Source organism: Allobranchiibius huperziae, assembly GCF_013410455.1.
Classification (GTDB): Bacteria; Actinomycetota; Actinomycetes; order Actinomycetales; family Dermatophilaceae; genus Allobranchiibius; species Allobranchiibius huperziae.
The window spans coordinates 930223-956439 of sequence record NZ_JACCFW010000001.1; the positions used below are offsets into that span (position 1 = coordinate 930223).

At 70.0% G+C, this 26217-nt stretch carries 25 protein-coding genes; 11 read left to right on the forward strand and 14 right to left on the reverse strand.

Features of this window, described 5'->3' with window-relative positions:
* Positions 1-16: 16 nt before the first annotated feature.
* Both HNR15_RS04435 and HNR15_RS04440 read right to left on the reverse strand, forming a co-directional pair.
* Positions 17-1321, reverse strand: coding sequence for an MFS transporter (locus tag HNR15_RS04435; RefSeq protein WP_179479460.1), 1305 nt, complete (start codon positions 1319-1321; stop codon positions 17-19).
* Between the two features lie 59 nt (positions 1322-1380).
* A complete protein-coding gene (locus HNR15_RS04440) occupies positions 1381-2016 on the reverse strand; it encodes a Maf family nucleotide pyrophosphatase (protein ID WP_179479462.1) in 636 nt (211 codons plus the stop codon).
* A gap of 148 nt (positions 2017-2164) precedes the next feature.
* On the opposite strand from HNR15_RS04440, the gene HNR15_RS04445 reads away from it, so the two are divergent.
* The gene (locus HNR15_RS04445) at positions 2165-3034 is read left to right on the forward strand and encodes a hypothetical protein (protein ID WP_179479464.1); all 870 of its coding nucleotides are present in this window, start codon (positions 2165-2167) and stop codon (positions 3032-3034) included.
* Between the two features lie 80 nt (positions 3035-3114).
* On the opposite strand, the gene HNR15_RS04450 is transcribed toward HNR15_RS04445, so the two are convergent.
* Positions 3115-4986 (reverse strand): Na+/H+ antiporter, encoded by a 1872-nt coding sequence (locus HNR15_RS04450; protein ID WP_179479466.1) that lies wholly within the window; start codon positions 4984-4986, stop codon positions 3115-3117.
* 49 nt (positions 4987-5035) lie between these two features.
* Entirely contained in the window at positions 5036-6721 is a 1686-nt protein-coding gene (locus HNR15_RS04455; RefSeq protein ID WP_179479469.1) for a DUF885 domain-containing protein, read from the reverse strand.
* Between the two features lie 121 nt (positions 6722-6842).
* Between HNR15_RS04455 and HNR15_RS04460 the strand changes: the two genes are divergently transcribed.
* On the forward strand, positions 6843-7538 hold the full coding sequence (locus HNR15_RS04460; RefSeq protein WP_218883545.1) for an HNH endonuclease family protein: 696 nt from the start codon (positions 6843-6845) through the stop codon (positions 7536-7538).
* 7 nt (positions 7539-7545) lie between these two features.
* Here the strand turns inward: HNR15_RS04460 and HNR15_RS04465 are convergent, their stop codons facing one another.
* Positions 7546-7740 (reverse strand): acyl-CoA carboxylase epsilon subunit, encoded by a 195-nt coding sequence (locus tag HNR15_RS04465; protein ID WP_179479471.1) that lies wholly within the window; start codon positions 7738-7740, stop codon positions 7546-7548.
* Entirely contained in the window at positions 7737-9371 is a 1635-nt protein-coding gene (locus HNR15_RS04470; RefSeq protein ID WP_179479473.1) for an acyl-CoA carboxylase subunit beta, read from the reverse strand. The genes HNR15_RS04465 and HNR15_RS04470 overlap by 4 nt, the downstream gene beginning before the upstream one ends.
* Positions 9372-9396: 25 nt before the next feature.
* Here HNR15_RS04470 and HNR15_RS18125 point away from each other — a divergent pair, with 25 nt between their 5' ends.
* Genes HNR15_RS18125 through HNR15_RS04485 form a run of 3 tightly spaced genes read left to right on the forward strand, consistent with a single transcriptional unit; the run spans position 9397 to position 12877 of the window.
* A complete protein-coding gene (locus HNR15_RS18125) occupies positions 9397-11208 on the forward strand; it encodes a biotin--[acetyl-CoA-carboxylase] ligase (protein WP_179479475.1) in 1812 nt (603 codons plus the stop codon).
* Positions 11209-11236: 28 nt separating this feature from the next.
* The gene (locus tag HNR15_RS04480; protein WP_179479477.1) at positions 11237-11914 is read left to right on the forward strand and encodes a response regulator transcription factor; all 678 of its coding nucleotides are present in this window, start codon (positions 11237-11239) and stop codon (positions 11912-11914) included.
* Positions 11915-12877: a sensor histidine kinase gene (locus tag HNR15_RS04485; RefSeq protein ID WP_343048417.1), complete on the forward strand. Its 963-nt coding sequence runs from the start codon at positions 11915-11917 to the stop codon at positions 12875-12877. It abuts the gene before it with no gap.
* Here HNR15_RS04485 and HNR15_RS04490 read toward each other — a convergent pair.
* Entirely contained in the window at positions 12829-13377 is a 549-nt protein-coding gene (locus tag HNR15_RS04490; protein ID WP_343048418.1) for a GtrA family protein, read from the reverse strand. The two genes, HNR15_RS04485 and HNR15_RS04490, sit on opposite strands and share 49 nt — an antisense overlap.
* A gap of 44 nt (positions 13378-13421) precedes the next feature.
* Here HNR15_RS04490 and HNR15_RS04495 point away from each other — a divergent pair, with 44 nt between their 5' ends.
* From HNR15_RS04495 to HNR15_RS04505, 3 genes are read left to right on the forward strand one after another with little or no spacing between them, the layout of a single operon-like run.
* Positions 13422-14600, forward strand: coding sequence for a 5-(carboxyamino)imidazole ribonucleotide synthase (locus HNR15_RS04495; protein ID WP_179479479.1), 1179 nt, complete (start codon positions 13422-13424; stop codon positions 14598-14600).
* Positions 14597-15118: a 5-(carboxyamino)imidazole ribonucleotide mutase gene (gene purE, locus HNR15_RS04500; RefSeq protein ID WP_179479481.1), complete on the forward strand. Its 522-nt coding sequence runs from the start codon at positions 14597-14599 to the stop codon at positions 15116-15118. Before HNR15_RS04495 ends, purE begins: the two co-directional genes overlap by 4 nt.
* 10 nt (positions 15119-15128) lie before the next feature.
* Complete coding sequence (locus HNR15_RS04505; RefSeq protein ID WP_425484512.1) at positions 15129-16295, forward strand: acyl-CoA dehydrogenase family protein; 1167 nt, start codon at positions 15129-15131, stop codon at positions 16293-16295.
* 58 nt (positions 16296-16353) lie between these two features.
* Here HNR15_RS04505 and HNR15_RS04510 read toward each other — a convergent pair whose 3' ends face one another.
* The gene (locus HNR15_RS04510; RefSeq protein WP_179479485.1) at positions 16354-17307 is read right to left on the reverse strand and encodes a PDDEXK family nuclease; all 954 of its coding nucleotides are present in this window, start codon (positions 17305-17307) and stop codon (positions 16354-16356) included.
* A gap of 137 nt (positions 17308-17444) precedes the next feature.
* The gene (locus tag HNR15_RS04515) at positions 17445-18746 is read right to left on the reverse strand and encodes an LCP family protein (RefSeq protein ID WP_246305885.1); all 1302 of its coding nucleotides are present in this window, start codon (positions 18744-18746) and stop codon (positions 17445-17447) included.
* Between the two features lie 94 nt (positions 18747-18840).
* Between HNR15_RS04515 and HNR15_RS04520 the strand changes: the two genes are divergently transcribed.
* From HNR15_RS04520 to HNR15_RS04530, 3 genes are read left to right on the forward strand one after another with little or no spacing between them, the layout of a single operon-like run.
* Positions 18841-19815, forward strand: coding sequence for a glycosyltransferase family 2 protein (locus tag HNR15_RS04520; RefSeq protein WP_179479487.1), 975 nt, complete (start codon positions 18841-18843; stop codon positions 19813-19815).
* Between the two features lie 51 nt (positions 19816-19866).
* A complete protein-coding gene (locus HNR15_RS04525) occupies positions 19867-20721 on the forward strand; it encodes an ABC transporter permease (protein WP_179479489.1) in 855 nt (284 codons plus the stop codon).
* A 1-nt stretch (position 20722) separates the two neighbouring features.
* On the forward strand, positions 20723-21595 hold the full coding sequence (locus HNR15_RS04530) for an ABC transporter ATP-binding protein (RefSeq protein ID WP_233763196.1): 873 nt from the start codon (positions 20723-20725) through the stop codon (positions 21593-21595).
* Between the two features lie 3 nt (positions 21596-21598).
* On the opposite strand, the gene HNR15_RS04535 is transcribed toward HNR15_RS04530, so the two are convergent.
* Genes HNR15_RS04535 through HNR15_RS04555 form a run of 5 tightly spaced genes read right to left on the reverse strand, consistent with a single transcriptional unit; the run spans position 21599 to position 26201 of the window.
* Positions 21599-22231 carry a 3-oxoacid CoA-transferase subunit B gene (locus tag HNR15_RS04535; RefSeq protein WP_179479491.1) on the reverse strand — a complete coding sequence of 211 codons (633 nt, stop codon included), beginning with the start codon at positions 22229-22231 and terminating at the stop codon, positions 21599-21601.
* Positions 22231-23007 carry a CoA transferase subunit A gene (locus HNR15_RS04540; protein ID WP_179479493.1) on the reverse strand — a complete coding sequence of 259 codons (777 nt, stop codon included), beginning with the start codon at positions 23005-23007 and terminating at the stop codon, positions 22231-22233. The genes HNR15_RS04535 and HNR15_RS04540 overlap by 1 nt, the downstream gene beginning before the upstream one ends.
* A 10-nt stretch (positions 23008-23017) precedes the next feature.
* Entirely contained in the window at positions 23018-24061 is a 1044-nt protein-coding gene (locus HNR15_RS04545; protein WP_179479495.1) for a Gfo/Idh/MocA family oxidoreductase, read from the reverse strand.
* Complete coding sequence (locus tag HNR15_RS04550) at positions 24058-24723, reverse strand: TIGR03089 family protein (RefSeq protein WP_179479497.1); 666 nt, start codon at positions 24721-24723, stop codon at positions 24058-24060. Before HNR15_RS04550 ends, HNR15_RS04545 begins: the two co-directional genes overlap by 4 nt.
* Positions 24720-26201 (reverse strand): aldo/keto reductase, encoded by a 1482-nt coding sequence (locus HNR15_RS04555; protein ID WP_179479499.1) that lies wholly within the window; start codon positions 26199-26201, stop codon positions 24720-24722. The genes HNR15_RS04550 and HNR15_RS04555 overlap by 4 nt, the downstream gene beginning before the upstream one ends.
* Positions 26202-26217: the final 16 nt, after the last annotated feature.

The following is a 26217-nucleotide window of genomic DNA, read 5'->3' on the forward strand; positions in this document are numbered from 1 at the left end:
AACCGAGCCGGCCCGTTCAGGCGGGTTGCTCGGCGCCGGCCCCCGCTCCGACCAGGGTCGTCTTCGAGGTGCCGAAGCTGATCCCCTTGCGTTCCGAGCCGATCAGCGTCAGCAGGATCACCGCGATCAGGACGGGCACGATCGTCACGGACAGCGCGAACGCGTAGCCGTGGGAGGACGCCAAGGACTGCTGGATCGGCAGGTTGAACGCCGCCAGGCAGTTGCCGAGCTGATAGGTGACGCCCGGGTAGAACCCGCGGATCTCGTCGGGCGACAACTCGGTCAGGTGCGCCGGGATCACGCCCCATGCCCCCTGCACCATCACCTGCATCAGGAACGAGCCCAGGATGATCAGGCCGAGGCTGGTGGAGTAGGCGAAGAGCGGCACGACGGGCAGCCCGAGGACGGCGCACGCGATGATCAGCACCTTGCGCCCGTAGCGCTCCGACAGCATCCCGGCGATCGCGCCGCCGGCGATGGCGCCGATGTTGTAGATGACCGCGATCCACGTCGCCGCGCTCTTGCTGAAGCCCAGGCCACCGTCGTTGCTGGCCTTGAGGAACGTCGGGTAGAGGTCCTGGGTGCCGTGGCTCATCCAGTTGAACGCCGTCATCAGCAGCACCAGGAAGACGAACCGCTTCCAGATGGTCGGGTTGGCGAAGATCTGCCGCGCCGAGGTGTTGGTCTGCTTGACGCGCTTCTGCGCGGTCTCCCACACCTCCGACTCGTGCACCCGCGAACGGATGATGAGGCTGATGGCCGCCGGGATGATGGAGAGGGCGAACATCCAGCGCCAGGACAGATCCAGCCAGCCGGTGACCACGAGCGCGGCCAGCGCGGCGAAGAGGTAGCCCATCGAGTAGCCGCCCTGCAGCAGGCCGGAGAAGAAGCCGCGTCGTTCGGCCGGGATCTTCTCCATCGCCAGCGCGGCGCCGAGACCCCATTCGCCGCCCATGCCGATGCCGTAAAGCATCCGCAGGCCGATCAGCAGCCAGAAGGCGTTGTTCGGCACGAAGGCGCACGCGAACCCGACGACGGAGTAGAAGACGACGTCCACGATCAGCGGCAGGCGACGTCCCGAGCGGTCGGCCCACAGCCCGAAGAGGAACGCACCGACCGGGCGCATGACCAGCGTCATCGTCGTGATGAACGCCATCTCACCGAGGGTCTTGTGGAAGTCCTTGGCGATGTCCGCGTAGATGAGCACGACGATGAAGTAGTCGAAGGCGTCCATCGCCCATCCGAGGTACGCGGCAGCGAACGAACTGCGTTGATCTGAGGTGAGTTTCACCTTGGTCGGTGCGGTTGCTGCGTCGGACATCCGTGGCTCCTTAGAACATCGGTTGTCTGTGCACCGTACTCATCGCAGTGGCGTACGTCTCATCCGTGTGGTGCGCTCCAGAGTTCGTGCCAGGCCACGTCCAGCTGCGCGAGCATGTCGCGCAGCGTGGTGAGACTGACGCCGACCACGTTGTGGAAGTCGCCCTCGATTCCCGTCACATACGCGCCGCCGAGCCCGTCGACCGTGAATCCACCTGCGACAGAGAGAGGTTCGCCGGTGGCGACGTACGCGTTGATCTCGGCGTCGCTGAGGTCGGCGAAATGAACGACGGTCGAGCAGGTCACGCCGAATGTCGCGCCGGTGGAATCCTCGCGTTCGTCGATGAGCCAGTGACCGGTGTGCAGGACACCCTCCCGTCCGCGCATCGCCCGCCAGCGCTCGGTGGCGGTGTCGGCGTCGCCGGGCTTGCCGTAGTCGCGGCCGTCCATCTCGAGCACCGAATCGCAGCCCAGCACAACGCAGTCCGCGAGGTCGTCGCGGCTGCTCACGTCCTCGCACTTGGCCCTGGCGAGCAGCAGGGCCACGTCGGCCGGCTCCAGATCGCCGTACGCCGCGCGTGCCGTCGCCACGACGGCCGGCTCGTCGACAGCGGACACCACCACCCGTGGTTCGACACCGGCCGAGCGCAGGGTGGCGAGGCGGGCGGGAGAGGCCGAGGCCAGCACGAGACGCACCCCGCGACCCTACCCACCCGCCGAGCCCTCGGTTGAGATCCCGAATCGAGACGGTGCGTCAGGCCCAACATCGGGTCAAGCCCGGAACTCGCGTGGTGCCTGTGGATAGCGCGGTCGGTAGATCGCGCAACCTTGGCACGCTCACGCCATGCGCCGACGTCCGTTGCCCCGTGAGCTCGGCGAGGCGTTCTCGCGAGCGCAGGCGATGGACGCCGGAGTGAGGCCGAAGCGTCTCGAGGCGGGGGACCTCACCAGGCCATTTCGTGGCGTACGCGCGACGTCCCCGGCGGTGGACCTGGAATCGCGGGCGCGGGCCCTGCTGACTGTGTTGCCCGACCGCGCAGTATTCAGCCACGCATCTGCAGCCCTGCTCTGGGGGATCCCGCTACCGCGCCGGCTCGAGAGCGGCGAGGATCTCCACATCACGCTTCCTGCCGGTGCCAGCACGTTCGTCCGAGGCGGCGTGGTGGTGCACTACGGAGACCGGGACACGACCAAGTGCCCCGCTGGACTGAGCGTCACCGCACCTGGTGCAACGTGGTGCGATCTGTCAGCCGGCATGGCCGTTGCTGACCTGGTCATTGCGGGCGATGATCTCTGCTTCAGATCTCTCACCGATCGTGCCGGGCTGCAAGCGGCGCTCGTGGCGCATCCGGGTCGGCGCGGTCGGGTCGCGGCCCGATCGGCGTTGCCGCTCATCCGGGACGGAAGTGCATCGCCCGGTGAGACTCGTACACGCCTGCTCCTGGGCCGCTGGGGTCTGCCCGAGCCCGAACTCAATGTCGATGTCTTCGACCGGAGCGGTGGATGGTTGGCGCGGGTGGACTTCCTGTGGCGTGCCCACAACGTGGTCGCCGAGTACTACGGCGCGGTGCACGAGAAGTCATGGGGCAGGGACCTGACCCGAGCAGCCCAGTTGGAGGATGCCGGGTACCGCGTCGTCGTGATCACCGCGCGCGATCTCCGGGGCGGCGCGGGCGAGCTGCGTGCCCGGCTGGGCCGACTGATCGTGCCGTGAGATCCCGCTTTGAGCAGGTGAGTCTTTGGGCGCACTGGGGTGAAACGGGATGTGAGCGCGCCCAGGGTGGCAGGAAGGGGTCAGCCGAGGCGCTTGTCGACGTAGCACCAGCGCCAGCCCTCGCCAGGCTCGAACGAGCGCATGACCGGGTGCCCGGTGTTGCGGAAGTGGCGGTCGGCGTGCAGCCCGACCGAGGAGTCGCAACAGCCGACGTTGCCGCAGGTGAGGCACAGGCGCAGGTGCACCGGCACGGTGCCCTCCCGGGCGCAGTCCGGGCATCCCTCGGGGGTCAACGGATCGACCGCGACGGGTGCCTCTTCCAGGTGGTCGCACTCGAAGGTGCGCGATTCGGGGGTGAGCAGCAACTCCCGGCGCACCTGCTGGGTACGGTCCTCCACCACCGCGATGGTCGACTCCTCGACGTCCAGGTAGCGCATCGCCTCGTCGAGCACCTCGTGGTCCATCACGCCCTTGTCCCTCATGTGCAGCACCTTGGCGCGTTCGGACTGCAGCATCTGCATCCGCAGCCGGCGGTAGGTCTGCGTCGGCGTCTCCACCTGCAACCCGCCGCCGAGTCGCTCCCACACCAGGTTCGCCCGCCGGTCACCCTGCTGCCGCAACTGCCGGACGATCTCCTCGGGCAGGTCGTCCTCCTCCTGCATGATCTCGCCGAGGCGGGACCTGCCCGCGGTCACCGCCGCCTGCACCAGTTGCGCCTGCTGCAGTGCGTCCTCGCGCGGATCCGGAGCGTGCAGGCCGAGCCGACCCGCGACCCAGCCGAGCGAGAACCCCTGCAGCAGAAGGGTGCCCACGGTCACGACGAGTGCGATGAAGATGATGGCGTCGCGCTCGGGGGTGTTCTCGGGTAGCAGGAACGCCGCGGCGATCGTCACCACCCCGCGCATACCGGCCCACGACGCGACCAGCGCCTCCCGGCGGGTCAGCTGCGGCTGCTCGAAGTCGATGAAGCGGTTGACGAACTGCCAGATCGCCAGGTAGATCGGGCGCAGCGCGATCACGGTGACCAGCACGACGAGGCTGATCAGCACCACCTTGGTCGCGCCGAGGCGGGAGTTGGTGATGCCGTCGACGATCGAGTACACCTGCAGGCCGATCAGCAGGAAGACCGTGTTCTCCAGCATGAAGGTGATGGAGGCCCAGTTCGTCCGCTCCGACACCCGCGACTGGGCGGTCTGGATCAGCGGCGCTTCGTGGGCGAGCAGCAGGCCTGCGATCACGACGGCGACGACGCCGGACGCGTCGATCCTCTCCGCGGGCAGATAGGCGACCCACGGGGTGAGGAACGAGAGCGCGACGCTGGTGATCGTGTCCTGGATGTGCTTGCGGACCTCGGCGATGACCCGATAGGCGACGTAGCCGATCAGCACGCCGCCGACGGCGGCGACGATGACATCCCACGTCACGCCGTACCAGGTCAGCGTCGCGCCGCCGATGAGCACCTTGGCGATGTTGACCGTGCTCAATGCGGTGGCGTCGTTCAGCAGCGACTCGCCCTCGAGGATGAGCACGACCCGCCGGGGCAGGCCGATCCGCCGGGCGATCGCCGTCGCCGCGACGGCGTCCGGGGGCGCCACGATCGCGCCGAGCGCCAGCGCGGCGGCGAACGGCACGTCCAGCAGTTTCCAGGCGATGAGGGCGACACCGAACGCGGTGAAGAGCACCAGCAGGATCGACAGTCCCAGGATCTGGCGCTTGTCCCTGCCGATGTCGACCAGCGAGGTGCTCGACGCGGCCGCGAACAGCAGCGGCGGCAGGAATCCGAAGAGGATCAGATCCGGGTCGATGTGGATCGGGTCGACGCCGGGCAGGAGCGAGTACGCCGCACCGACTGCCACCAGCAGCAGCGGAGCCGACGTGCCGATCCGGCGGGCGACGGTGGCGACCACCACGACGGTGATCGCCACGAAGAAGACGGCGAAGGCGACATGCACCCGGTAAGTCTGTCAGGGGCGCGGTAGCGACGTGGGTACGCCGGAGACCTCAGGAGGTCGTGCGCGCGGTCTCCGGTCCGCCGAGGGTGCCGAGCACCGCCTGCCGCAGCGTGTCCAGCCCGACGCCGCCGATGTCGAGCGCGCGACGGTGGAACGCCTTGAGGTCGAACGCCGCACCCTCGCGATCCTGCGCCTGCTCCCGCAGCTGCATCCAGATGCGCTCGCCGATCTTGTAGGACGGAGCCTGGCCGGGCCAGCCGAGATAGCGGTCCAGCTCGAAGCGCAGGAACCCCTCGGCCATGTCGCAGTGAGCGGTGAGGAACGTCCACGCCTTGTCGTAGGTCCAGTCACCCCCGCCGACCTCGGCCGGTGCCGGGAAGCCGCAGTGCACGCCGATGTCGAGGACGACGCGGGCCGCGCGCATCGACTGCGCGTCGTACATGCCCATCAGCGTGCCCGGATCGTCGAGGTGGCCCAGCTCCTGCATGAGCCGCTCGGCGTAGAGGGCCCAGCCCTCGCCGTGCCCGGAGGTCCACGCGTCCATCCGGCGCCAGGAGTTGAGCAGGCCCGAGCGGTACATGGTCTGCGCGACCTGCAGATGGTGACCCGGGACGCCCTCGTGGTAGACGGTCGTCAGCTCACGCCAGGTGCCGAACTGCTCGACGCCCTTGGGCACCGACCACCACATCCGGCCCGGCCGGGAGAAGTCCTCGCTCGGACCGGTGTAGTAGATGCCGCCGGACTGGGTGGGCGCGATCATGCACTCGATGCGCTGCACCGGCTCCGGGATGTCGAAGTGGGTGCCGCCGAGATCGGCGATGGCGCGGTCGGCTTTGTCCTGCATCCAGTTCCGCAGCTCGGCGGTGCCGTGCAGCTGGTAGGCCGGGTCGGCGTCGAGTGCCGCCATGGCCTCCTTGACCCCGGCGCCCGGCGTGATCCGCTCGGCGACCTTGCGCATCTCGCCCGTGATCCGCGACAGCTCCTCCTGGCCCCACGCGTAGGTCTCCTCCAGGTCGACCGTGGTCCCGAGGAAGTGCCGCGAGTGCAACGGGTAGAGGTCACGGCCGCACGCGTCCGCCTCGGGAGCCCGCGGCAGGATCTCCTCCTTGAGCCGCTGCCCCACGGCGACGTACGCCCGCGCGGCCTCGCCGATCTGGTCGGCGATGGCCGGATGCTCGGCGGCGTACGTCGTGAAATAACCGTCCGCCGCGGTGTGGTCCTGGGTCTGCTGGATGCACGCGAGCACCTGACGGCGCGGCGCCACCATGCCGCGGTCGGCCGCCGCGTGCAGCGACTCCAGCCACTGGTCGAGTGCTCGCGGCATCGCGCTCATGCGGGCGCCGATCGTCGCGAGACCCTCGGCGGTGTCGGTGCTCATCAGGTCGATGACGTCGCGCATCTCCTGCATCGGCGAGGCGATGACGTTGAGCGACATCAGGGGTGTGCCGGCCTCGAACTCCTCCACCACCAGCTCCAACCGCTCGGTCATCGCGGCGATGGTGACCTGGTCGACGTCGTCGGTCGCGGTCGCCCCGCCGAGCGCCGCCAGCGTGCGGCGTGCCTGGTCGGCGACCTCGGCACGACCGCCGGGGGAGAAGTCGTCGAGCCGGTCGTCGTAACCGGGGACGCCGAGCTCGGTGGCGAGGATCGGGCTGAGCCGCATGGACGCGTCGTGGTGGGCCTCCGCGATCGCGTCGACGGGCGTGGGCGTGCGGGTGGTCGTGTCCTCGCTCATCCCGCCAAGCTATCGCGCGGCACCGACGACGGCCGCCGGTCCAAGGTCCCGGCCGACCCTTGGGAGAACCCTGAACCACCGTTGGCCCCGCGTTCACGTGCCGTCGTTAGCGTCCCGATTCATGAGAAGACCTATGTATGCAGCTGCCGCCGTCTGCGCCGTCGCCTGCACGGCCGTGACGATCACCGGACCGGCCGACGCCACCCAGATCAGCACCGTCTCCGGCACCACCGCGGCCGCGCAGCTCAAGCTCGGGATGACCGGCACGCCGGCCGACGCCAAGACCGACCTCGGCGCCCTGGTGGTGAAGGCGGCGGACTCGATGACCGGGTATGACCGGTCGCTCTTCCCGCACTGGCGAGACGCCTCGACCAACGGCTGGCCGGTCGCGCCGAACGACGCCTGCGACTCCCGCAACGCCGCGCTCTACCGCGACGGCACCGACGTCACCTTCTCCTCGACCTGCACGAACGCCCAGGGCACCTGGATCGACCCGTACGGCGACGGTGTCTACAACGCGTCCTCCGACATCGACATCGACCACCTCGTCCCGCTGGGCGACGCGTGGACGACCGGCGCGGACAGCTGGAGCACCGCCGAGCGCACTAGCTACGCGAACGACCCGTTGGTGCTGGTCTCCTCCAAGGACACCCTCAACGAGGCCAAGGGCGACCGCGACCCGTCGCAGTGGACCCCGCCAAACGCCGATGCGGACTGCCTCTACGCGACCCGCTGGGTGCTGGTGAAGACCAAGTACGCGCTGTGGGTCACCTCGGCCGAGAAGAGCGCGCTGACCACGATGCTCGGGAGCTGCTGAGCGCCGCTCAGGCGCGCGGCAGCGCCGAGCCTTTCCAGCCGCCGCCCCCGCGGCCGGTCCATCGGGATCGCGCGGGGGCCGCCGGGGGAGCGGCAGCGCCGGCGGCAGCCAGCACCGCGATGACCGCGGCGATCTCCTCGGCCGTCGCATCACCCGAGATGACTTGCAGGGTGGGCGCTTTCGCCGTCTGGTCGTCGCTCATAGCGGGATGTTGCCGTGCTTCTTCGGCGGCAGGGTCTCCCGCTTCGTGCGCAGGGTGCGCAGCGCGCGGGTGACGTAGCTGCGCGTGTAGCTGGGCGGGATGACGGAGTCGATGTAGCCGCGCTCCGCGGCGAGGTAGGGGTTCGCCAGCGCGTCCTCGTACTGCTGGATCAGCTCCTGGCGGGTGGCCTCGACGGCGGCCGGGTCGTCCGGATTCGCCTCGCTCGCCGCCTTGATCTGCTTGCGGTAGAGGATGTTGGCCGCGCCCTGCGCACCCATCACCGCGATCTGCGCCGTCGGCCAGGCGAGGTTGACGTCGGCGCCCAGGTGCTTGGAGCCCATCACGTCGTACGCGCCGCCGTACGCCTTGCGGGTGATGACGGTGACGAGCGGGACGGTGGCCTCGGCGTACGCGTAGAGCAGTTTGGCGCCGCGACGGATGATGCCGCCCCATTCCTGGTCGGTGCCGGGCAGGAAGCCGGGCACGTCGACGAACGTCAGCACCGGCACGTTGAACGCGTCGCAGGTGCGCACGAAGCGCGCGGCCTTCTCGGAGGAATTGATGTCGAGGGTGCCGGCGAGCTGCAGCGGCTGGTTGGCCACCACGCCGACCGGATGGCCCTCGACACGCCCGAAGCCGGTGAGGATGTTGGGCGCGAACAGTGCCGAGGTCTCCAGGAACTCGCCGTCGTCGAGGACGTGCTCGATGACGGTGTGCATGTCGTAGGGCATGTTCGCCGAGTCGGGGATGAGCGTGTCGAGCTCGCGGTCGAAGTCGTCGATCTCCAGATCGGGCGTCGCGTCGAAGACGACCGGCTCGTCCATGTTGTTCGACGGCAGGAAGGACAAGAGCTCCTTCACGTAGGAGATCGCGTCCTCCTCGTCCGAGGCCATGTAGTGCGCGACACCCGAGCGGGTGTTGTGGCTGCGCGCGCCGCCGAGCTCCTCCATGCCGACGTCCTCGCCGGTCACCGTCTTGATGACGTCCGGTCCGGTCACGAACATGTGCGAGGTCTGGTCGACCATCACCGTGAAGTCGGTGATCGCGGGGGAGTAGACGGCGCCGCCGGCGCATGGCCCCATGACCAGGGAGATCTGCGGAACGACGCCCGAGGAGTGCACGTTGCGCCGGAAGATCTCGGCGTAGAGGCCGAGGGCGACCACGCCCTCCTGGATGCGGGCGCCGCCGGAGTCGTTGATGCCGACGACCGGGCAGCCGATCTTGGCGGCCAGGTCCATCACCTTGACGATCTTCTCGCCGAAGACCTCGCCGAGGGATCCGCCGAACACCGTGAAGTCCTGGGAGAAGACGCACACCGGGCGGCCGTCGACGGTGCCGTGGCCGGTGACCACGCCGTCGCCGTACGGGCGGTTCTTCTCCTGCCCGAAGCTGGTCGACCGGTGCCGCGCCAGCTCGTCGAGCTCGATGAACGAGCCCTCGTCCATCAGCAGCTCGATGCGCTCGCGGGCGGTCAGTTTGCCCTTCGCGTGCTGTTTCTCCACGGCGCGCGCCGACCCCGCGTGCACGGCCTCGTCGTTGCGCTGATACAGGTCGGCGAGGCGCCCTGCAGTCGTGTGCAGATCGGGCTGATCGTGCTGGGAGGTTTCTCGGACGCTGGCCCCATCGGTCATGCGACCAGACTCTAGCCTTGTGGCCGTGAGCCACGATCTGCGAGCCGACGTGCTCCGTGACGCCCTGGCGGCCACGGTGTGGCGTGAGGTCGCCGTGCACGACGAGGTGGGCTCGACCAACGACCTGCTGCTGGCCGATCCGCGGCCCTGGCGGGTCGTCACCGCCGATCACCAGAGCAGCGGCCGTGGCCGGCTCGATCGCTCTTGGGAAGCGCCGCCCGGCACCTCCATCGCGCTGTCCTGCACGCTGCCCCTGCCGGCGGACCAGGCTCGCTGGGGGTGGGTTCCGCTGCTCGTGGGCGTGGCGGTACGCCGCGCCGTCGCCGAGCTGACCGGCGTACAGCTCGCCCTCAAGTGGCCCAACGACCTGCTCGCGCTGACGTCCGAGGACGCCGAGTGGCGCAAGGTCGCGGGCATCCTGTGCACGGTCGCCGGGGGTGAGGCACCCGTCGTCGTGGTGGGGATCGGGCTCAACGTCCACCAGAGCGCTGACCAGCTGCCGACCGACGTGTCGACGTCGCTGCGCGAGTGCGGTGCCGACGTCGCGCGCGAGGACCTGATCGAGTGCATCCTGCGCGAGCTGCTGCTGATCCAGCGGCAGTGGGCCACCTCGGCCACCGACGACGACTACCGCGCCGCGTGCATCACCGTCGGGCAGCGAGTGCGGCTGCAGACCGGCGCCGAGCGCCATCTGACCGGTGACGCCGTCGGGGTCGATGCCGCGGGTCGGCTGCTGATCACCGCGCAGGGGCAGACCACGGCGTACGCCGCCGGCGACGTCGTGCACGTGCGGCCCACCGACGACGCGCCCAGCTCGGAGCCCGAGCCGCCGGCCGTCCTCTCGCCGGCCGGGGAGCTGGATCCTGCGGAGTTCGTCGACGCCATCGAGGCCCGCCTCATGGGCCACCCGCGCTCGATGCGCCGCAGCGAGATCAGTCGTGCCTCGGGGATCTCGCAGGACCAGACCGCGACGATGTGGCGTTCGCTGGGCTTCGCCCGCGCCCGGGACGACGAGGTCTTCTTCGGCGAGGCCGACCTGGAGGCGCTGCGCCGATTCGACGGCCTGGTGCAGGACGGTCTGCTCGACCGCACGACCGGGCTGGCGCTCGCGCGGGCCGTCGGACGATCCACCGACCGGATGGCGATGTGGTCGCTGCAGCTGATCGCCGACATGGTGAGCGGCGACCGCGGCGGTGTCGATAGCGACGTCGCGCAGCGCACGGCGGCGCTCACCGTCGAGCTCGCGGAGCGGATGTCGCCGCTGGTGGACTACGTCTGGCGTCGCAACCTGTCGGTGGCGATCTCGCGGATGATCGCCGACTCCGAGCCGGAGTCGCACATCGGGATCGTGCGCACCGTCGGATTCGCCGACCTGGTCAACTTCACCCAGCTCGTCCGCCGCCTGAGCGAGCGGGAGCTGGCGCAGTTGGTGCTTCGCTTCGAGTCGCTGGCCTCGGACATCGTCGGCGCGCACGGCGGGGCGATCGTGAAGACGGTGGGCGACGAGGTGCTCTTCACCCACACGGCGGTCGAGGGCGCCGTCGACATCGCCTTCGACCTGCGGGCCGCCGCGGAGGCCGACGATCTGGTGCCCACGATGCGCGTGGGAATGGCGCGCGGCCGGGTGCTCGCGCGCCTCGGCGACGTCTACGGCACCACGGTCAACCGGGCGAGCAGGCTGACCGGTGCTGCCAAGCCTGGCAAGATCATGGTCGATCAAGAGGTCATGGACGGCCTGCCCGACGGAGCCGCGGTGCGCGTGCGGCGCCGTAAGCGGGTCGACCTGGCCGGCATCGGTGCCACCGATGCCTTCGTCATCGAGCGACCTTCGCAGTGAACGCAGAAGGCGCAGATAGGCTCACTACATGACCAAGGTCCTACTGGCCGAGGACGATCCCACGATCTCCGATCCCCTGGCGCGAGCCCTGCGCCGCGAGGGGTACGACGTCATGGTGCGTGCCGATGGAGTGTCCGCGCTCGCCGCGGCGTCGACCGGCCCCGATCTGGTGATCCTCGACCTCGGCCTGCCCCAGATGGACGGGCTGGAGGTCTGTCGGCGGATCCGATCGACCGGGATCGTGGTGCCGGTCCTCATCCTCACCGCCCGCGCCGACGAGGTCGACACGGTCGTCGGACTGGATGCCGGTGCGGACGACTACGTCACCAAGCCGTTCCGGCTGGCCGAGCTGCTGGCACGGGCGCGGGCGCTGCTGCGCCGTTCCAGCTCCGACGAGGGGCAGGGCGCGCGGGTGCGCATCGACGCCGCCGGCCGACGCGCGTTCAGCGGCGACCGCGAACTGCAGCTGACCGCCAAGGAGTTCGACCTGCTGCGGGTCCTGGTGCGCGAGGGCGGCAAGGTCGTCTCCCGCGAGGACCTGATGCGCGAGGTCTGGAACACCGTGTGGGTGGGATCGACCAAGACCCTCGACATGCACGTCTCGGTCCTGCGCCGCAAGCTGGGCGACGACGCGACCGACCCCCGGTTCATCACCACCGTGAGGGGCGTGGGTTTCCGTTTCGAGACCGACGACGGCGATTTCTAGGTGACGCTGCAGAACCGCCTCGTCGGCGTCATCGTCCTTGCGGTCGCCATCCCCGTGGTGGTCGTCGCCGCCGTCGCCGCGATCGCGGCATCCACCTGGTGGATCTCCCTGCTGGTGATGGGGGTCGCCCTGGTGCTCGGTGTCGGCTCGGTGCTGTTGTCCGCGTCGCGGATCGAGTCGGTCGTCGACCCTGTGCGGGAGTTGGCCGACCGTGCCGACCGACTCGCGGACGGCCCGATCTCCTTCACCCCGCTGCGGACCGGGATGGACGAGGTCGACCGGATCGCGGCCTTCTACGAGATGCGCTCCACCGAGCTCACCCGAATGCTCGCGGCGGAGCGGGAATTCGCATCGGACGCCAGCCACCAGCTGCGTACGCCGCTCACCGCGCTGCTGATGCGGCTGGAGGAGATCTCCTCGGCCGAAGACCTCGATGCGGCCCAGGAAGAGGCGCAAATCGGGATCGCCCAGGTCGAGCGACTCACTCAGGTGGTCGACGAACTGCTCGCCCGGTCCCGCGGCACGGTCGACGCGCCGAGCAACATCTCCCTCGACTCGGTCATCGCGGCGCTGCAGCTGGAGTGGCAGCCGGCGTTCGAGACCGCGCGGCGCAGCGTGCTCGTGAGCGGTGAGCGCGGGCTGCACGTGTCCGCGACCCGCGTGGGTCTGGCGCAGATCCTCGCGACCCTGCTGGAGAACGCCCTGATCCACGGCGCGGGCACCGTCGAGGTGCGAGCCCGCCGCAGCGGGCCGTCGGTCGTGGTGGAGATGAGCGACATGGGTGCCGGGGTCGACCCCAACCTGGCACCGCACATCTTCGAACGACGGGTCACCACGGGCGGGACCGGGCTGGGCCTGGCCCTCGCGCGCGACCTGGCCGAGGTGAGCGGCGGCCGGCTGGAGCTGCGGAACGCTCAGCCGGCGGTCTTCGCGCTCTTCCTGTCGGCGGCGACGTCGGACTGAGCGGCGTCGCCCGGCGCGGCCGGGCCGTCGTACTGCTCGTCAACGGCGTCCCCGGGCAGGTCGGCCACGTCCGGCTCGTGGGCGAAGACGAACCTGCGGTAGGCCCAGAAGCGGAAGAGCGTGCCGAAACCGATGCCGATGAACGCCGCGACGTTGAGCTCGAGCCTGCCGTGCACATGGAAGGCGTAGTGCGCGAGCGCCACCCAGCCGGCGGAGACGGCCAGCGCGATCCCGTTGACCACGAAGAACAGGACGACCTCGTGGTGCACCGGACGGTTGCGCCGGTGCCGGAAGGTCCAGTAGCGGTTGCCCAGCCACGCGAAGACGGTGGCGACGGCGCCGCTGACCAGCTTGGCGGTGGTGATCTTGTGCTCCATCGCGCCGCTCACCAGCAGGTTGAAGCCGCCGAGGTCGATGACGAACGAGATGAGGCCGATGACGCCGAACTTCGCCAGTTCGCGCCAGAGGACGTCGAGAGTGAGGCGTAGGCGTTGCAGCACCAGGGAAGGGTAAGCCCGTCGGCTGCGATCGTTACAGTGACGGCGTGGATCGACCCCTTCCTGCCCCCGGTGGTTTCCCGATCGTCGGCATCGTCGGCGGCGGGCAACTCGCCCGCATGTGCGCCGGACCCGCAGTGGAACTCGGCATCACCTTGTCGGTGCTCGCCGAGTCGACGCAGGCCGCGGCGGCGTTCGCGATCCCGTCGGCGCCCGTCGGCGCGGCGGACGACCTCGAGGCGGTGCGCGCGTTCGCCCGTGACTGCGACGTCGTGACGTTCGATCACGAGCAGGTGCCGCAGGACGTGCTGGCCGCGCTGGTGGCCGAGGGCGTCACCGTGCACCCGTCGCCGGAGGCTCTGGTGCACGCCCAGGACAAGCTGGTCATGCGGAACCGCCTGTCGCAGATGGGGATTCCGTGCCCCGCGTGGGCGCAGGTCGATGACGTGGCAGCGTTGCGCGCGTTCGGCGAGGCCCACGGGTGGCCGGTCGTGCTGAAGACGCCGCGTGGCGGGTACGACGGCAAGGGCGTGCGCGTCGTACGGACCGCTGAGGACGCTGCCGATTGGTTCGCGCACGGCGAGCCCCTGCTGGCCGAGGAGAGCGTCGACTTCGTCCGGGAGCTGGCGGTGCTCGTCACGCGCAGCCCGTCCGGGCAGGCGTCCGTCTGGCCGATCGTGCACACCGTGCAGACCGACGGCATCTGCACCTCGGTGGTCGCGCCGGCGGCCGACCTCGACGAGGAGCTCGCGGGGGAGCTCGCGGCGACCGGCCTGCGGATCGCCGGTGAGCTGGGGGTGACGGGTGTAATGGCCGTCGAGGTCTTCGAGCTCGCGGCGGGTGACGGGGCGGCATACGTCGTCAACGAACTCGCCATGCGGCCGCACAACAGCGGGCACTGGACCCAGGACGGCAGCGTCACCAGCCAGTTCGAGCAGCACCTGCGCGCGGTGCTCGACCTGCCGCTCGGCGCGGTGACGCCGCGGTCGCCGTGGACCGTGATGACCAACGTGCTCGGCGGGGATCCGGAGCGGCACGGGCAGCTCTATCCGACGTACAAGCACCTGATGGCGCGCGATCCCGCGCTGCGCATCCACCTCTACGGCAAGAGCGTGCGCCCCGGCCGCAAGATCGGGCACGTCAACACCTACGGCACGGATCTCGCGGAGGTGACCGCCCGTGGGCGGCACGCCGCCGACTACCTGCAGGGAGTGATCGACGAATGAGCGCTGTGGTCGGCGTGGTGATGGGGAGCGACTCGGACTGGCCGGTCATGAGCGCGGCCGCCGAGGTGCTCGCCGACTTCGGCGTGGACTACGAGGCCGACGTCGTCTCGGCCCACCGGATGCCGCACGAGATGGTGGCGTACGGCGAGCAGGCGGCCGGTCGCGGGCTGCGGGCGATCATCGCCGGTGCCGGGGGAGCGGCGCACCTGCCGGGGATGCTGGCCTCCGTCACGACGCTCCCGGTGATCGGGGTGCCGGTGCCTCTGAAGTACCTCGACGGGATGGACTCGCTGCTCTCGATCGTGCAGATGCCTGCCGGGGTGCCGGTCGCGACGGTCTCGATCGGGGGCGCGCGCAACGCCGGCCTGCTGGCGCTGCGCATCCTGGCGGCCGGGGAGGGCGCCGAGGCTGATCGGCTGCGCGCCGCGATGGCGGACTTCCAGGCGGACCTGAAGACCCAGGCGCAGGACAAGGGCGCAGCCCTCCGGTCGCGCCTGGCCGACGTTACTGACGAGTAGGATGGGCACCGTGAGCGGCAACAAGGAATTCGACCTCTTCCGGATCAACGAGGACCACGAGGCGCTGCGCGAGGCGGTGCGCGACATCGCGGACGACAAGATCGCGCCGTACGCGGCCGAGGTCGACGCGGAGTCGCGCTTCCCGCACGAGGCGCTGAAGGCGCTGGTCGCCTCCGACCTGCACGCGCCGCACATCGGCGAGGAGTACGGCGGCGCGGGTGCCGATGCGCTCGCCACCTGCATCGTCATCGAGGAGGTCGCCCGCGCGTGCGCGTCGTCCTCCCTGATCCCGGCCGTCAACAAGCTGGGCTCCATGCCGATCATCCTGGGCGCCTCGGACGAGGTGAAGCAGAAGTACCTGCCGCGGATCGCCTCCGGCGACGCGATGATCTCCTACGGCCTGTCCGAGCGCGAGGCCGGCTCGGACACCGCGTCGATGCGCTGCAAGGCCATCGCCGACGGCGACACCTACGTGCTCAACGGGCAGAAGTCGTGGATCACCAACGCCGGTGAGTCCAAGCTCTACACCGTGCTGGCCGTCACCGACCCGGACGGCGAGCGCGGCCGTAACATCTCGGCGTTCGTCGTGGAGAAGGACGACGAGGGCTTCGACTTCGGTGCCAAGGAGCGCAAGCTCGGCATCAAGGGCTCGCCGACCCGCGAGCTGCACTTCGACGGCGTACGCATCCCTGCCGACCGCATGATCGGAGCACCCGGTGAGGGCCTGAAGATCGCGCTGCGCACGCTCGACCACACCCGCGTCACGATCGGCGCGCAGGCGGTCGGCATCGCGCAGGGTGCGCTGGACTACGCCCTCGGTTACGTCAAGGAGCGCAAGCAGTTCGGCAAGGCCATCGCGGAGTTCCAGGGGCTGCAGTTCATGCTCGCCGACATGGCGATGAAGCTGGAGGCGGCGCGGCAGATGGTCTACGTCGCCGCCGCGAAGTCCGAGCGCGGCGACGACGACCTGTCCTTCTTCGGTGCGGCCGCCAAGTGCTACGCCTCCGACGTCGCGATGGAGGTGACCACCGACGCCGTTCAGCTGCTCGGCGGCGCCGGTTACGTGCAGGACCACCCGGTCGAGCGGATGATGCGCGACGCGAAGATCACCCAGATCTACGAGGGCACCAACCAGATCCAGCGCATGGTGATGGCGCGTCAGCTCCTCAAGCGCTGACCGCTCGCGGTCAGAGTCGCCGCGCGCCCTATAGGGCGCGCGGCGACTCCAGCGTCCGTCACCGCTGCGGGTCGCCCGACCATCCGCCCCGGTGCAGCGCGGCCTTGACCTGCTCGGCGAACTCGGTCGGCGCGACGTGCAACCCGAGCACGGGTATCCGCAGCACCGTCACGCCGTCGTTGCGGACCACGTTGTCCCGCAGGGCGTCCTCGACGACCGCGTGACCCACGGTGTGCTGGAATCCGTCGACTTCGACGGCGACGTCGTACGCGTCCCAGAAGGCGTCGAGGTAGATGCGTCCGGTATGACCGCGCCGCATCGCCTGCCGGAGGGGCTCGGGGATGCCGTGCGTGCGGCACACCTTCGCGAAGTCGATCTCGGAGAGGGCCTGAGCGCCGCCTGTCACGTCGGCCACGACCCCGCGGATGAGGTGGATGCGGGGAAGGGCCGGTGATCGGGTGAGGAGCGCCTGCAGGCGAGGTCCGGTGGTGATGCGTTGCTGGACCGCCATCGCGAGCAGCGTGGTCGCGGCCCGATCGCTCCCGGCCCACGCGGCTGCGTGCAGGGCGGCCCACTCAGGCGTGGTGCGCGCGGGCTCACCGGTGACATCGACCGCGTGCCGGGTCTTGTGGACCGTCACACCGACGACCGGGGTGATGTGGGTGCCTTCGGGCACGCTGACATGGACGGTGGCCTCCTCCCAGTGGCGCAGGCCGGCCGCCAGCAGGGCGCTCACGCCGTCGAGCCGCGCCGAGCCTCGCACCTCCCAGACCGCTCGCCACCAGTCGGCTGCCGGACCACCTGGCTGCACCTGGACGGTCTGATGACCCCGCAGGATCCAGCGTCCCGCCTGAACCTCGTGGCGGATGTCATCCCGAGTGACGCCCCGTCGGCGTAACTGCTCCCGGTGACATACGCCGTCGTGGTCGGTTGCCAGGGCGGCGGCGACCTGTGTCCGGAAGGCACGACGCGAGGTGCCGGGCGCAGGGAGGGGGTCACAAGTGATGGTCACCGGCGGATCGTCCGCCGGCCCACCCGCTCGCGCGAGCTCTCCGGGGGAGGGTGTGGACGGCCGCCAGGGGTGTGGACAGGCGGGTGGAGTCGCGGCGCGCCGTATAGAGCGCGCGGCGACCCTGAGGTCGCGGGGGGCTAGGGGGCGACGTCGGGGGAGCGGTCGTGGTTGAGCGCGTCGAACAGGGCCGCTGCCTTGGTCTTGTCCCAGAGCACCGCTTCGCCCGCGGAGGTCGGATAGGCGGCGTTCGCGATCGGCACCTGCACCGAGTTGCCGCCGTTGCCGATCTTCTTCAGCGTCCAGAGGATGCGCAGCGCGGTCCAGGAGTGCATGCCGTTCTCGACCGCCAGGCCCTGGGCGCCGGACTCGCCGACGTTCTTCAGCCGCCACGGGACCAGCAGGTTGCCCGGCGAGGCGACCTTCTTGGTGAGGGCCGCGAGGAACTCCCGCTGCCGCTTCACGCGGGCCAGGTCGCTGGTGGCGTCGACGTGGCGTGAACGGACGTAGCCGAGCGCGTTCGCGCCACTCAGGTTCTGGCATCCGGCGGGCAGGTTGATGTGCGCGTACGTGTCGTCCATAGCCTTCGGCAGGCACATCCGCACCCCGCCCACGGAGTCGACGATCCCGGCGAACCCGCCGAACCCGATCTCCATGTAGTGCTCGATGCGCAGACCGGTGACGTTCTCGACGGTCTGCACGAGGACCTGGGGGCCGTAGGAGAACGCCGCGTTGATCTTGTTCGCCCGGTGCCCGGGGATCTGCACGTAGGTGTCGCGCGGGATGCTGACCAGCGTCGGTTCGCCGCTGTCGGGCATGTGCAGCACCATGATCGAGTCGGTGCGGGAACCGGTGATGTTCGAGCCGCCGGTGCGCAGGGCCTTGGCCTGCGCCGAGGTGAGCCCGGCGCGGCTGTCGGAGCCCACCAGCAGCACGTTGGTGCCCTTGCCGGCGGCGGGCTGGTCGCCGGTCGGGATGGCGTCCACCCGTGCGACCTTGTGCCACGCGGCGAGCCCGGCCCAGAGCAACAGCCCCGCCCACAGGCCCACGATGACGACGAAGGCGGCCAGCACCCGCGGCCAGCGGCGCCGCCGGCGGGGGGCCCGACCGGCGGGGCGCTGGGGCTGTGCGGGCCGGTTCGGCGGCCGGTCGTACCCGCCGCCGTCGTACCCGCGCCCACCGTCGTAGCCGCCGCCGTCGTAGCCGCGCCCGCCGCCACGCGGATCGGCGTACGGGCGACCGGACGCCGGGCGTGCCGCGGGCTGCTGCGCGCCTCCGCGCGGACCGGACGGCATCATCCGGGTGGAATCCCCGGCGCCGCCCTGGGGACGCGCGGCAGGACGTGGACGGCGCACCGGGAGCGGCTGGGCGATGGTCTCGTCGCCACCCCGGCGGCCTCCCCGGCCACGGGGATCCATGCGGTACTGATCGTCGTCCGTCATCGGCAAAGGGTAACCGGGCCACCTTGGTCCGCCGTGTAACCTTTCGCCCGTGCAACCTGTGGATTCCCCGTCATTTCAGGGAATTTCAGTAGTGATGCCGATCCTGAACGAGGAACGTCACCTGGCCGAGTCGGTCGGCGCGATCCTGGAGCAGGACTGGGACGGCCCCCTGGAGGTCGTCCTGGCGCTCGGCCCGTCGCAGGACCGTACCGACGAGGTCGCCGCGCGACTGCAGGCAGCGGACGCCCGGGTGCGGACCGTCGCCAACCCCACCGGACGCACCCCCGACGCGCTCAACGCGGCCATCGGCGCCGCGTCGTACGACGTGGTGGCACGGGTCGACGGGCACGGGATCCTGTCGCCCGGTTACCTCAAGACAGCCGCGGTGACCCTGCAGGACACCGGTGCCGCCAACGTGGGCGGAATCATGGACGCCGAGGGCACCACCGACTTCGAGCGGGCCGTCGCGGTCGCGATGAAGAGCAAGATCGGCGTCGGTGGCGTCAAGTTCAAGCAGGGCGGCGCCGCGGGGCCGGCCGACACCGTCTACCTCGGGGTCTTCCGGGGTGACTGGCTGCGCAAGGTCGGCGGCTACGACCGGCGCTACATCCGCGCGCAGGACTGGGAGATGAACTTCCGCATCCGACGGCAGGGCGGCGTGGTGTGGTTCACCCCCGACCTGCGCGTCACCTACCGGCCACGGGGCAGCTTCCGGGCCCTGTCGCGGCAGTACCGCGAGTACGGCCGCTGGCGCAGGGTCGTCGCGCGGGAGCACCAGGGCTCGATCAACGCCCGCTACCTCGCGCCCCCGGTCGCGCTCGCGGCCATCGCGATCGGTACGGTCGGCGGCCTGGTGAGGCGTCCGCTGTGGGTCATCCCCGCGGCGTACGCCGGTGGCGTCACCGTCGGCGGCCTCGCGATCTCCCGCGGTTCGGCGCGCGCTGTCCGGGTACTGGTGCCCGGTGTGCTCGCCACCATGCACTTGTCCTGGGGGTGGGGTTTCCTCACCAGCAGGGTGCGGCTTACCGACGACGTCCAGCGGATGTCCAGCAACACCCCGGTAGCCTGACTCCCAGCAATCAGCCGGTCCTTCCGGACAGACAGATCAGCAAAGGAACTCATGTCGTTCGCGCAACGCCTCCAGCGCATCGTCGATCACCGCGCGGTGCTCTGGACGCTGGTCAAGCGGGACCTGCGGATCCGTTATGCGCGCAGCGCGCTCGGCTACCTCTGGACCTTGATCGACCCGCTGTCGATGACGCTGGTGTACTGGTTCGTTTTCGGGGTGATCTACCAGATCGGTAACAACCCGCGCCAGGAGGGACGTAGCGACCACATCCCGTTCGTGCTCTTCATGGTCTCCGGTGTGCTGGCCTGGAACTGGTTCAGCAACTCGGTCAACGAGACGGCGCGTGCCCTCTACGCCGAGCGGCTGCTGGTGCGATCGACCAACCTGCCGCGCGAGCTGTGGGTCATCCGGGTCGTGCTGTCCAAGGGAATCGAGCACCTGCTGTCGCTGCCGATCCTGATCGCGTTCATGCTGTATTTCCGCTACGTCGATCACGCGGTCATCCTCAACTGGAAGCTCGTGTTCTGGCTACCCGCGCTGGTGCTGGAGCTGGTCCTGTGCATCGGAATCGGCCTCGTCATGGCCCCGGTGACCGCCCTCGTCGACGACTTCGTGCGTATCGTGCGGATCGTGCTGCGGATCGGCTTCTACTTCACGCCGATCGTGTACTCCCTGAACTACCTGCACCAACGCGGCAACAGCGACCCGTCGCTGAAGATCATCGCCCGGATCCTGGAATTCAATCCGCTCTCGGCGGTCAACGACCTCTATCGGGAAGGGATGCTGGTGCGAGAGACACCCCCGTACCACATCTGGCTCTACGGCACCGTCATCAGTGTGGCGTGGCTGATCCTCGGCATGTGGGTCTTCCGCCGTCTCGAAAAACCCATCCTGAAGGAGATCTGAGGTGTCCCTTCCCTCTGCCGAGAAGGTCAAGTGGAAGTCGTCGGTGGGCGAGCCCGTCATCACCGTCGACAACCTGGGCATCGAGTTCCTGACCGGACGCAAGCGCAATCTGTCGATGCGGGAGATCGTCTTCCAACGGCGCACGAGCCACAAGAAGGAGACGTTCTGGGCACTGAAGAACATCTCCTTCCAGGTGGGCCGCGGTGAGGCGGTCGGGCTGGTCGGCAGCAACGGGGGCGGCAAGTCGACCCTGCTGAAGATGATCGCCGGCACGCTGCTGCCCGACGAAGGCGACGTCAACGTCCGCGACGGTGTCGCGCCGTTGATCGAGTTGACCGGCGGTTTCATCGGCGAACTGTCGGCGCGGGAGAACATCTACCTCACCGGCGGCCTGCACGGCATGAGCAAGGATGAAATCGACGAGCGCTTCGACGACATCGTCGACTTCGCCGGGCCCAAGGTCCGGTCGGGCCTCGACCTGCCCTACCGGCACTTCTCTTCCGGTATGCAGGTGCGGCTCGGCTTCGCCGTGATCACCTGTCTCGACGAGCCGATCATCCTGGTCGACGAGGTGCTGGCCGTCGGAGACGCGGCCTTCCGCGACAAGTGCTACCAACGGATGGAGGGCCTGCTCGAACAGGGACGCACCCTCTTCCTCGTGTCCCACTCGGAGGGAGACCTGCTGCGCTTCTGCACCCGCGGCATCTACCTGAAGGAGGGCCACATGGTCGCCGACGGGTCGATGGAGGAGATCATGCAGCAGTACATGGAGGACCTCCTCGGGGTGCCGTGGATCCCGCCGGCCGAGCGCAACGCGGTGGACGCGCTCTACAACCGGCGCGACCGCGAGGCCCCCGGCTACAAGGCCGACTGAGCCTCAGGCGCGGGCGAGCGGGGCCGCGGTCGCGGCGCGTACGTCGTCCTCGCTCACCCCGGGCGCGAGCTCGATCAGCACGAGGCCACCCGGCGTCACGTCGATGACCGCGAGGTCGGTGATGATGCGTTGCACCACGCCCTTGCCGGTAAGGGGCAGCGTGCACTCGGGCAGGATCTTCGGCGATCCGTCGCGGGCCACGTGCTCCATGAGCACGATGACCTTCTTGGCCCCGTGCACCAGGTCCATGGCCCCGCCCATGCCCTTCACCATCTTGCCGGGGATCATCCAGTTGGCGATGTCTCCGCCCGCGGAGACCTGCATGGCGCCGAGGATCGCCGCGTCGACCTTGCCGCCGCGGATCATCCCGAAGCTGGTCGCGGAGTCGAAGATGGACGCGCCGCGCCGCAGCGTGATCGTCTCCTTGCCGGCGTTGATCAGGTCCGGGTCCTCCTGCCCGGCGACGGGATAGGCACCGACGCCGAGGACGCCGTTCTCGGACTGGAGCACCAGCTCGGTGTGGTCGTCGACGTAGTTGGGCACCAGGGTGGGCAGCCCGATCCCGAGGTTGACGTAGTCGCCGTCGGACAGCTCGCGGGCGGCGCGCGCGGCCATCTGTTCGCGGGTGAGTGCCATCAGCGACCTGCCTCCTGGACCGTGCGCTTCTCGATGCGTTTGTCGTCCGCCTGCTCGGGCGTGAGCGCGAGGACGCGGTGCACGTAGATGCCGGGCAGGTGCACGTCGTCCGGGGCGATCTCGCCGGGCTCGACCAGCTCCTCCACCTCGGCGATCGTGTGCCGGCCGGCCATCGCGGCCAGCGGGTTGAAGTTGCGGGCGCTCTCGTGGAAGACGAGGTTGCCGTGCCGGTCGCCGCGCCGCGCGCGCACCAGGGCCACGTCGGTGACGATCGCCTCCTCGAGCACGAACGTGCGGGATTCGCCGTCGACCTCGAAGTGCCGGGTCTCCTTCGGCGGTGACGCGACCGCGATGTTGCCCTCGGCGTCGTACCGCCACGGCATGCCGCCGTCCGCGACCTGGGTGCCGACGCCGGTCGCGGTGTAGAACGCCGGGATCCCCGCGCCGCCCGCGCGCAGCTTCTCCGCGAGCGTGCCCTGGGGGGTGAGCTCGACCTCCAGCTCGCCTTCGAGGTACTGCCGGGCGAACTCCTTGTTCTCTCCGACGTACGACGCCGTCATCCGTCGGATCCGCTTCTCCCGCAACAGGATGCCCAACCCCCAGTCGTCGACTCCGCAGTTGTTGGAGACGACCGACAGATCGGTCACGCCCTTCGCGAGCAGTTCGGCGATGAGCACGCTGGGGATCCCGCAGAGCCCGAATCCGCCGACGGCGATCGAACTCCCGCTGACCACGCCGTCGACGGCGCGCGCGGCTGAGGAGACGACTTTGTCCATTCGCCGGACCTTACCGGTCGCCCTCGCCGGGGTAGACGACTCCCACGTCGGCGCGTGCCCGATCCAGCAACGTCATCACCCGCAGGGTGGCGGAGGGCGGCAGCAGCGGCGACTCGCTCGCACCGTCGGCGACCAGGTGGGCGAGGTGCGCGGCCTCATAGGCCATGGCCTGGTGACCGCGGATGCGCCCGCCGTCGTACGACGCGCGCTCACCGTCGCGGGAGATCAGCGTGATCCGGGTCGGCAGGTAGAAGTCGGGCTCCAGTTCGACCCGGGCCAGGGTGCCGCTGATCGAGGCGGTGGTCGGCGTACGTGCCGCCAGGGTGGTGCTGAGGGCGGCGTACGCCGCGCCGCTGCGCAGCGTCATCGTGACCTGCCGGTCGACGCCGGTGTCGGTGAGGTCGCCGCTCGCGGTCAGCTCGCGCTCCACGCCGGGCAGCGCGAAGTCGGCGAACGAGAGAGGGTAGACACCCAGGTCGAGCAGGGCCCCACCGGCGAGTTCGGGCGCGTAGAGCCGGTGCGTGGGGTCGGGTGCGAACCACTGGCCGTGGTCGGCCAGCACCGTCCGCACCTCACCGAGGGCGCCGTCCTCCAGCAGTTGCCGGATGACATCGGAGCCGGGGAGGAAACGGGTCCACATGGCCTCCAGTGCGATCAGATTCGCCGCGCGGGCGGTGTCGAGCACCTCCCGCGCCTGCGCGGCGTCGCGGGTGAAGGCCTTCTCGACCAGCACATGCTTGCCGGCGCGCAGAGCAGCCATCGCGTCCGCGTGGTGCTGGGAGTGCGGTGAGGCGATGTAGACGATGTCGATCGAGTCGTCGGCCAGCATCGCGTCGAGACCCTCGTGAGCGCGCGGGATCTCCCAGGCGGCCGCGAAGCGGTCGGCGGACGCCTGAGACCGCGAGCTGACGGCCACGACCTCCTGGCGGGTGTGCCGACGCAGCGTGTCTGCCATCGACGCGGCGATACCGCCGGTGGAGCTGATGCCCCATCGCAGCGTGGGGGCCTCGGACGGCTCAGGAGTGCGGGGTGCGGGCAGGGACGGTGTGCTCATGGGCGGGCCTCGGCTCCTTCGGTGGCCAGACGCCGGTCGACGTCCTCGGGTCGTACGTCGCGCAGGAGGAGCACCGAGCCGTCGTCGGCCCAGACCGCCAGCGCGTCGCGCAGGGCGTCACCGAGGTCGCCGGTGACCAGCACCCGTCGGCGCAGCGCACCCCCGACGGCGACCAGATCGGCATACGACGTGTCGTCCAGCGCGGGGTCGGCGTCGGCGGGGGCGCGGTAGGCGACGAAGACGTCGCCGTACGAGGACAGCTCGCGTGCCTCGTCGATGCCGCCGGCGGGTACGTCGGCCGTGGCTTGCCGCGCCAGCGCCGCCAGGGTGACGACGATCTGGGTGTCACCGGACGCGACGGCCGCCTGCGCCACGGCGACGTCGCTCGGCCCGTCGGTGGTGATGACGTGCGCCCCCACGGACCACGCGGCGAGGGCCCAGTAGTAGGTGCGCCAGTGGTCGGCCGGAAGGTGCAGGGCCACGGTCGCGCCCGGGCCGACGTCCAGCTCGTCCTGCAGCAGGTTCGCCGCTTTGGAGACCCAGTTGACGAGCACCTTGCCCGACAGCTCGATGCGCTCCCCGGTGCCGTCGTCGTAACAGGTGATCCGGGGTGACGTGGGGTCCGACCGCAACAGGCCGGCGAGGACGTCGCCGGGGGTCATGCCGCCCGCATCCGCTCGTCGACCTGCAGGATCTCGCTGAGCGACAACGGTTTCCGTGCAGACAGGTCGAGGTTGCGGCGAAGCTGCGCGCGGTCGAGCGAGCCGACGGCGACCGCGGAGACCTCGGGGTGGCCGAGTGCGTACGCCATCAGCAGGTCATCGGCACCGTCTCGACCGAGTTCATCGGCCAGGGCCGCGATCCGCGGATCGGCGACCAGCCGCCCACCGGCGTAGATGCTGCGGGCCAGCAGCTCGACGCGTGCCCTGCGGGCGGTCGTCCGCAGATCCTCCGGCAACGGCGACTCAGGACTCAGGGGCACCTCGAGAAGGCCGATTCCTCTCAAGGACAGAGCTTCTCGACCTTCCTCTGCCGAGCCGACACTCACGCCGATCGCGGCGACCGTGCCCTCGTCGCGGTAGCGAGTGAGGCGCGCCCAGACCTGGGGCCCGGCGTCGACCAGGCCGTCGACCACGACCGCGGAGGCCGTGCGCCGACCGATGGTCGCGAACGAGCGCTCCAGTCCGGCCTCGGCCGCCGCGGCGCCCCCACCTTCGAGCGGGTGCAACCTGCTGATCACCTTCATCCGTTGCACCAGCTGAGGATCGGCGCAGGCGCGCAGCACTGCCTCGGCGGCGCCGTCGGCGCGTCCGACCTCCACGTGGGTGACGCCTCGGGCCACCGCGTCCGACAGCATCACCCGGGTCTCGGGCGCCGACGACTCGGCCAACCGGCTTCCGCCATAGACGAACGAACTCAGGCCGAGAGCTGAATCGCGCTCTGGGACACTGACTCCCGCGGCGCGGACCTCCTGCGCCAGGAGCTCCATGAGCTGGGTCCACGTGGCTGCGACCGGATCGTCCACCTGGGCGAAGAGGCGGCTGGCCCGGTCGAAGTCGTCCAGCGTGTCCACCGTGCATCGGAAGCGTTTCGGATCACCAGGGTTGGCCACGGGAGCGAAGAGCAGCTCCCCGAGGTGGCGGCGCAACCAGGGCGTCACGTGCTCACGGTCGTACGGGTCCTGTGTCGCCTCGGCGGCGCGGCGCAGGTCGCGCACCAGGAATCCCTCGGCACCCAGACCCTCGGGGACCACGTCGATGTCGACGCGGCCGTACGCGTCCCCGGACGCGTCCATCGCGGTCAGCAGCTCGTCGATGACGTCGGCGTCCATCACGGGGTTGTCGCCCGTCAGGCGCACCACCCGGTCGTCCGGGTCGAGGTCGGCGGTGGCGTGCACGAACCTGCCGAGCACGTCGTCGAGTTCGCCCCGCATCACCGGGACCCCGACGGCCTTCAGGTGCTCGGAGATCCGGGTGTCGTAGTGCTCGTCGCTGGTGGCGACCACGACCTCGTGACCACTGCGACTGGCCCGCCGCGCGACCAGCTCGACCAGAGGCATCCCACCGATGGTCATCAGGGCCTTGCCGGGCAGTCGCGAGGAATTGAGGCGCGACTGGACGACCACTCTGGTGCGGGTCACGGGGAGCCTTCCGGTG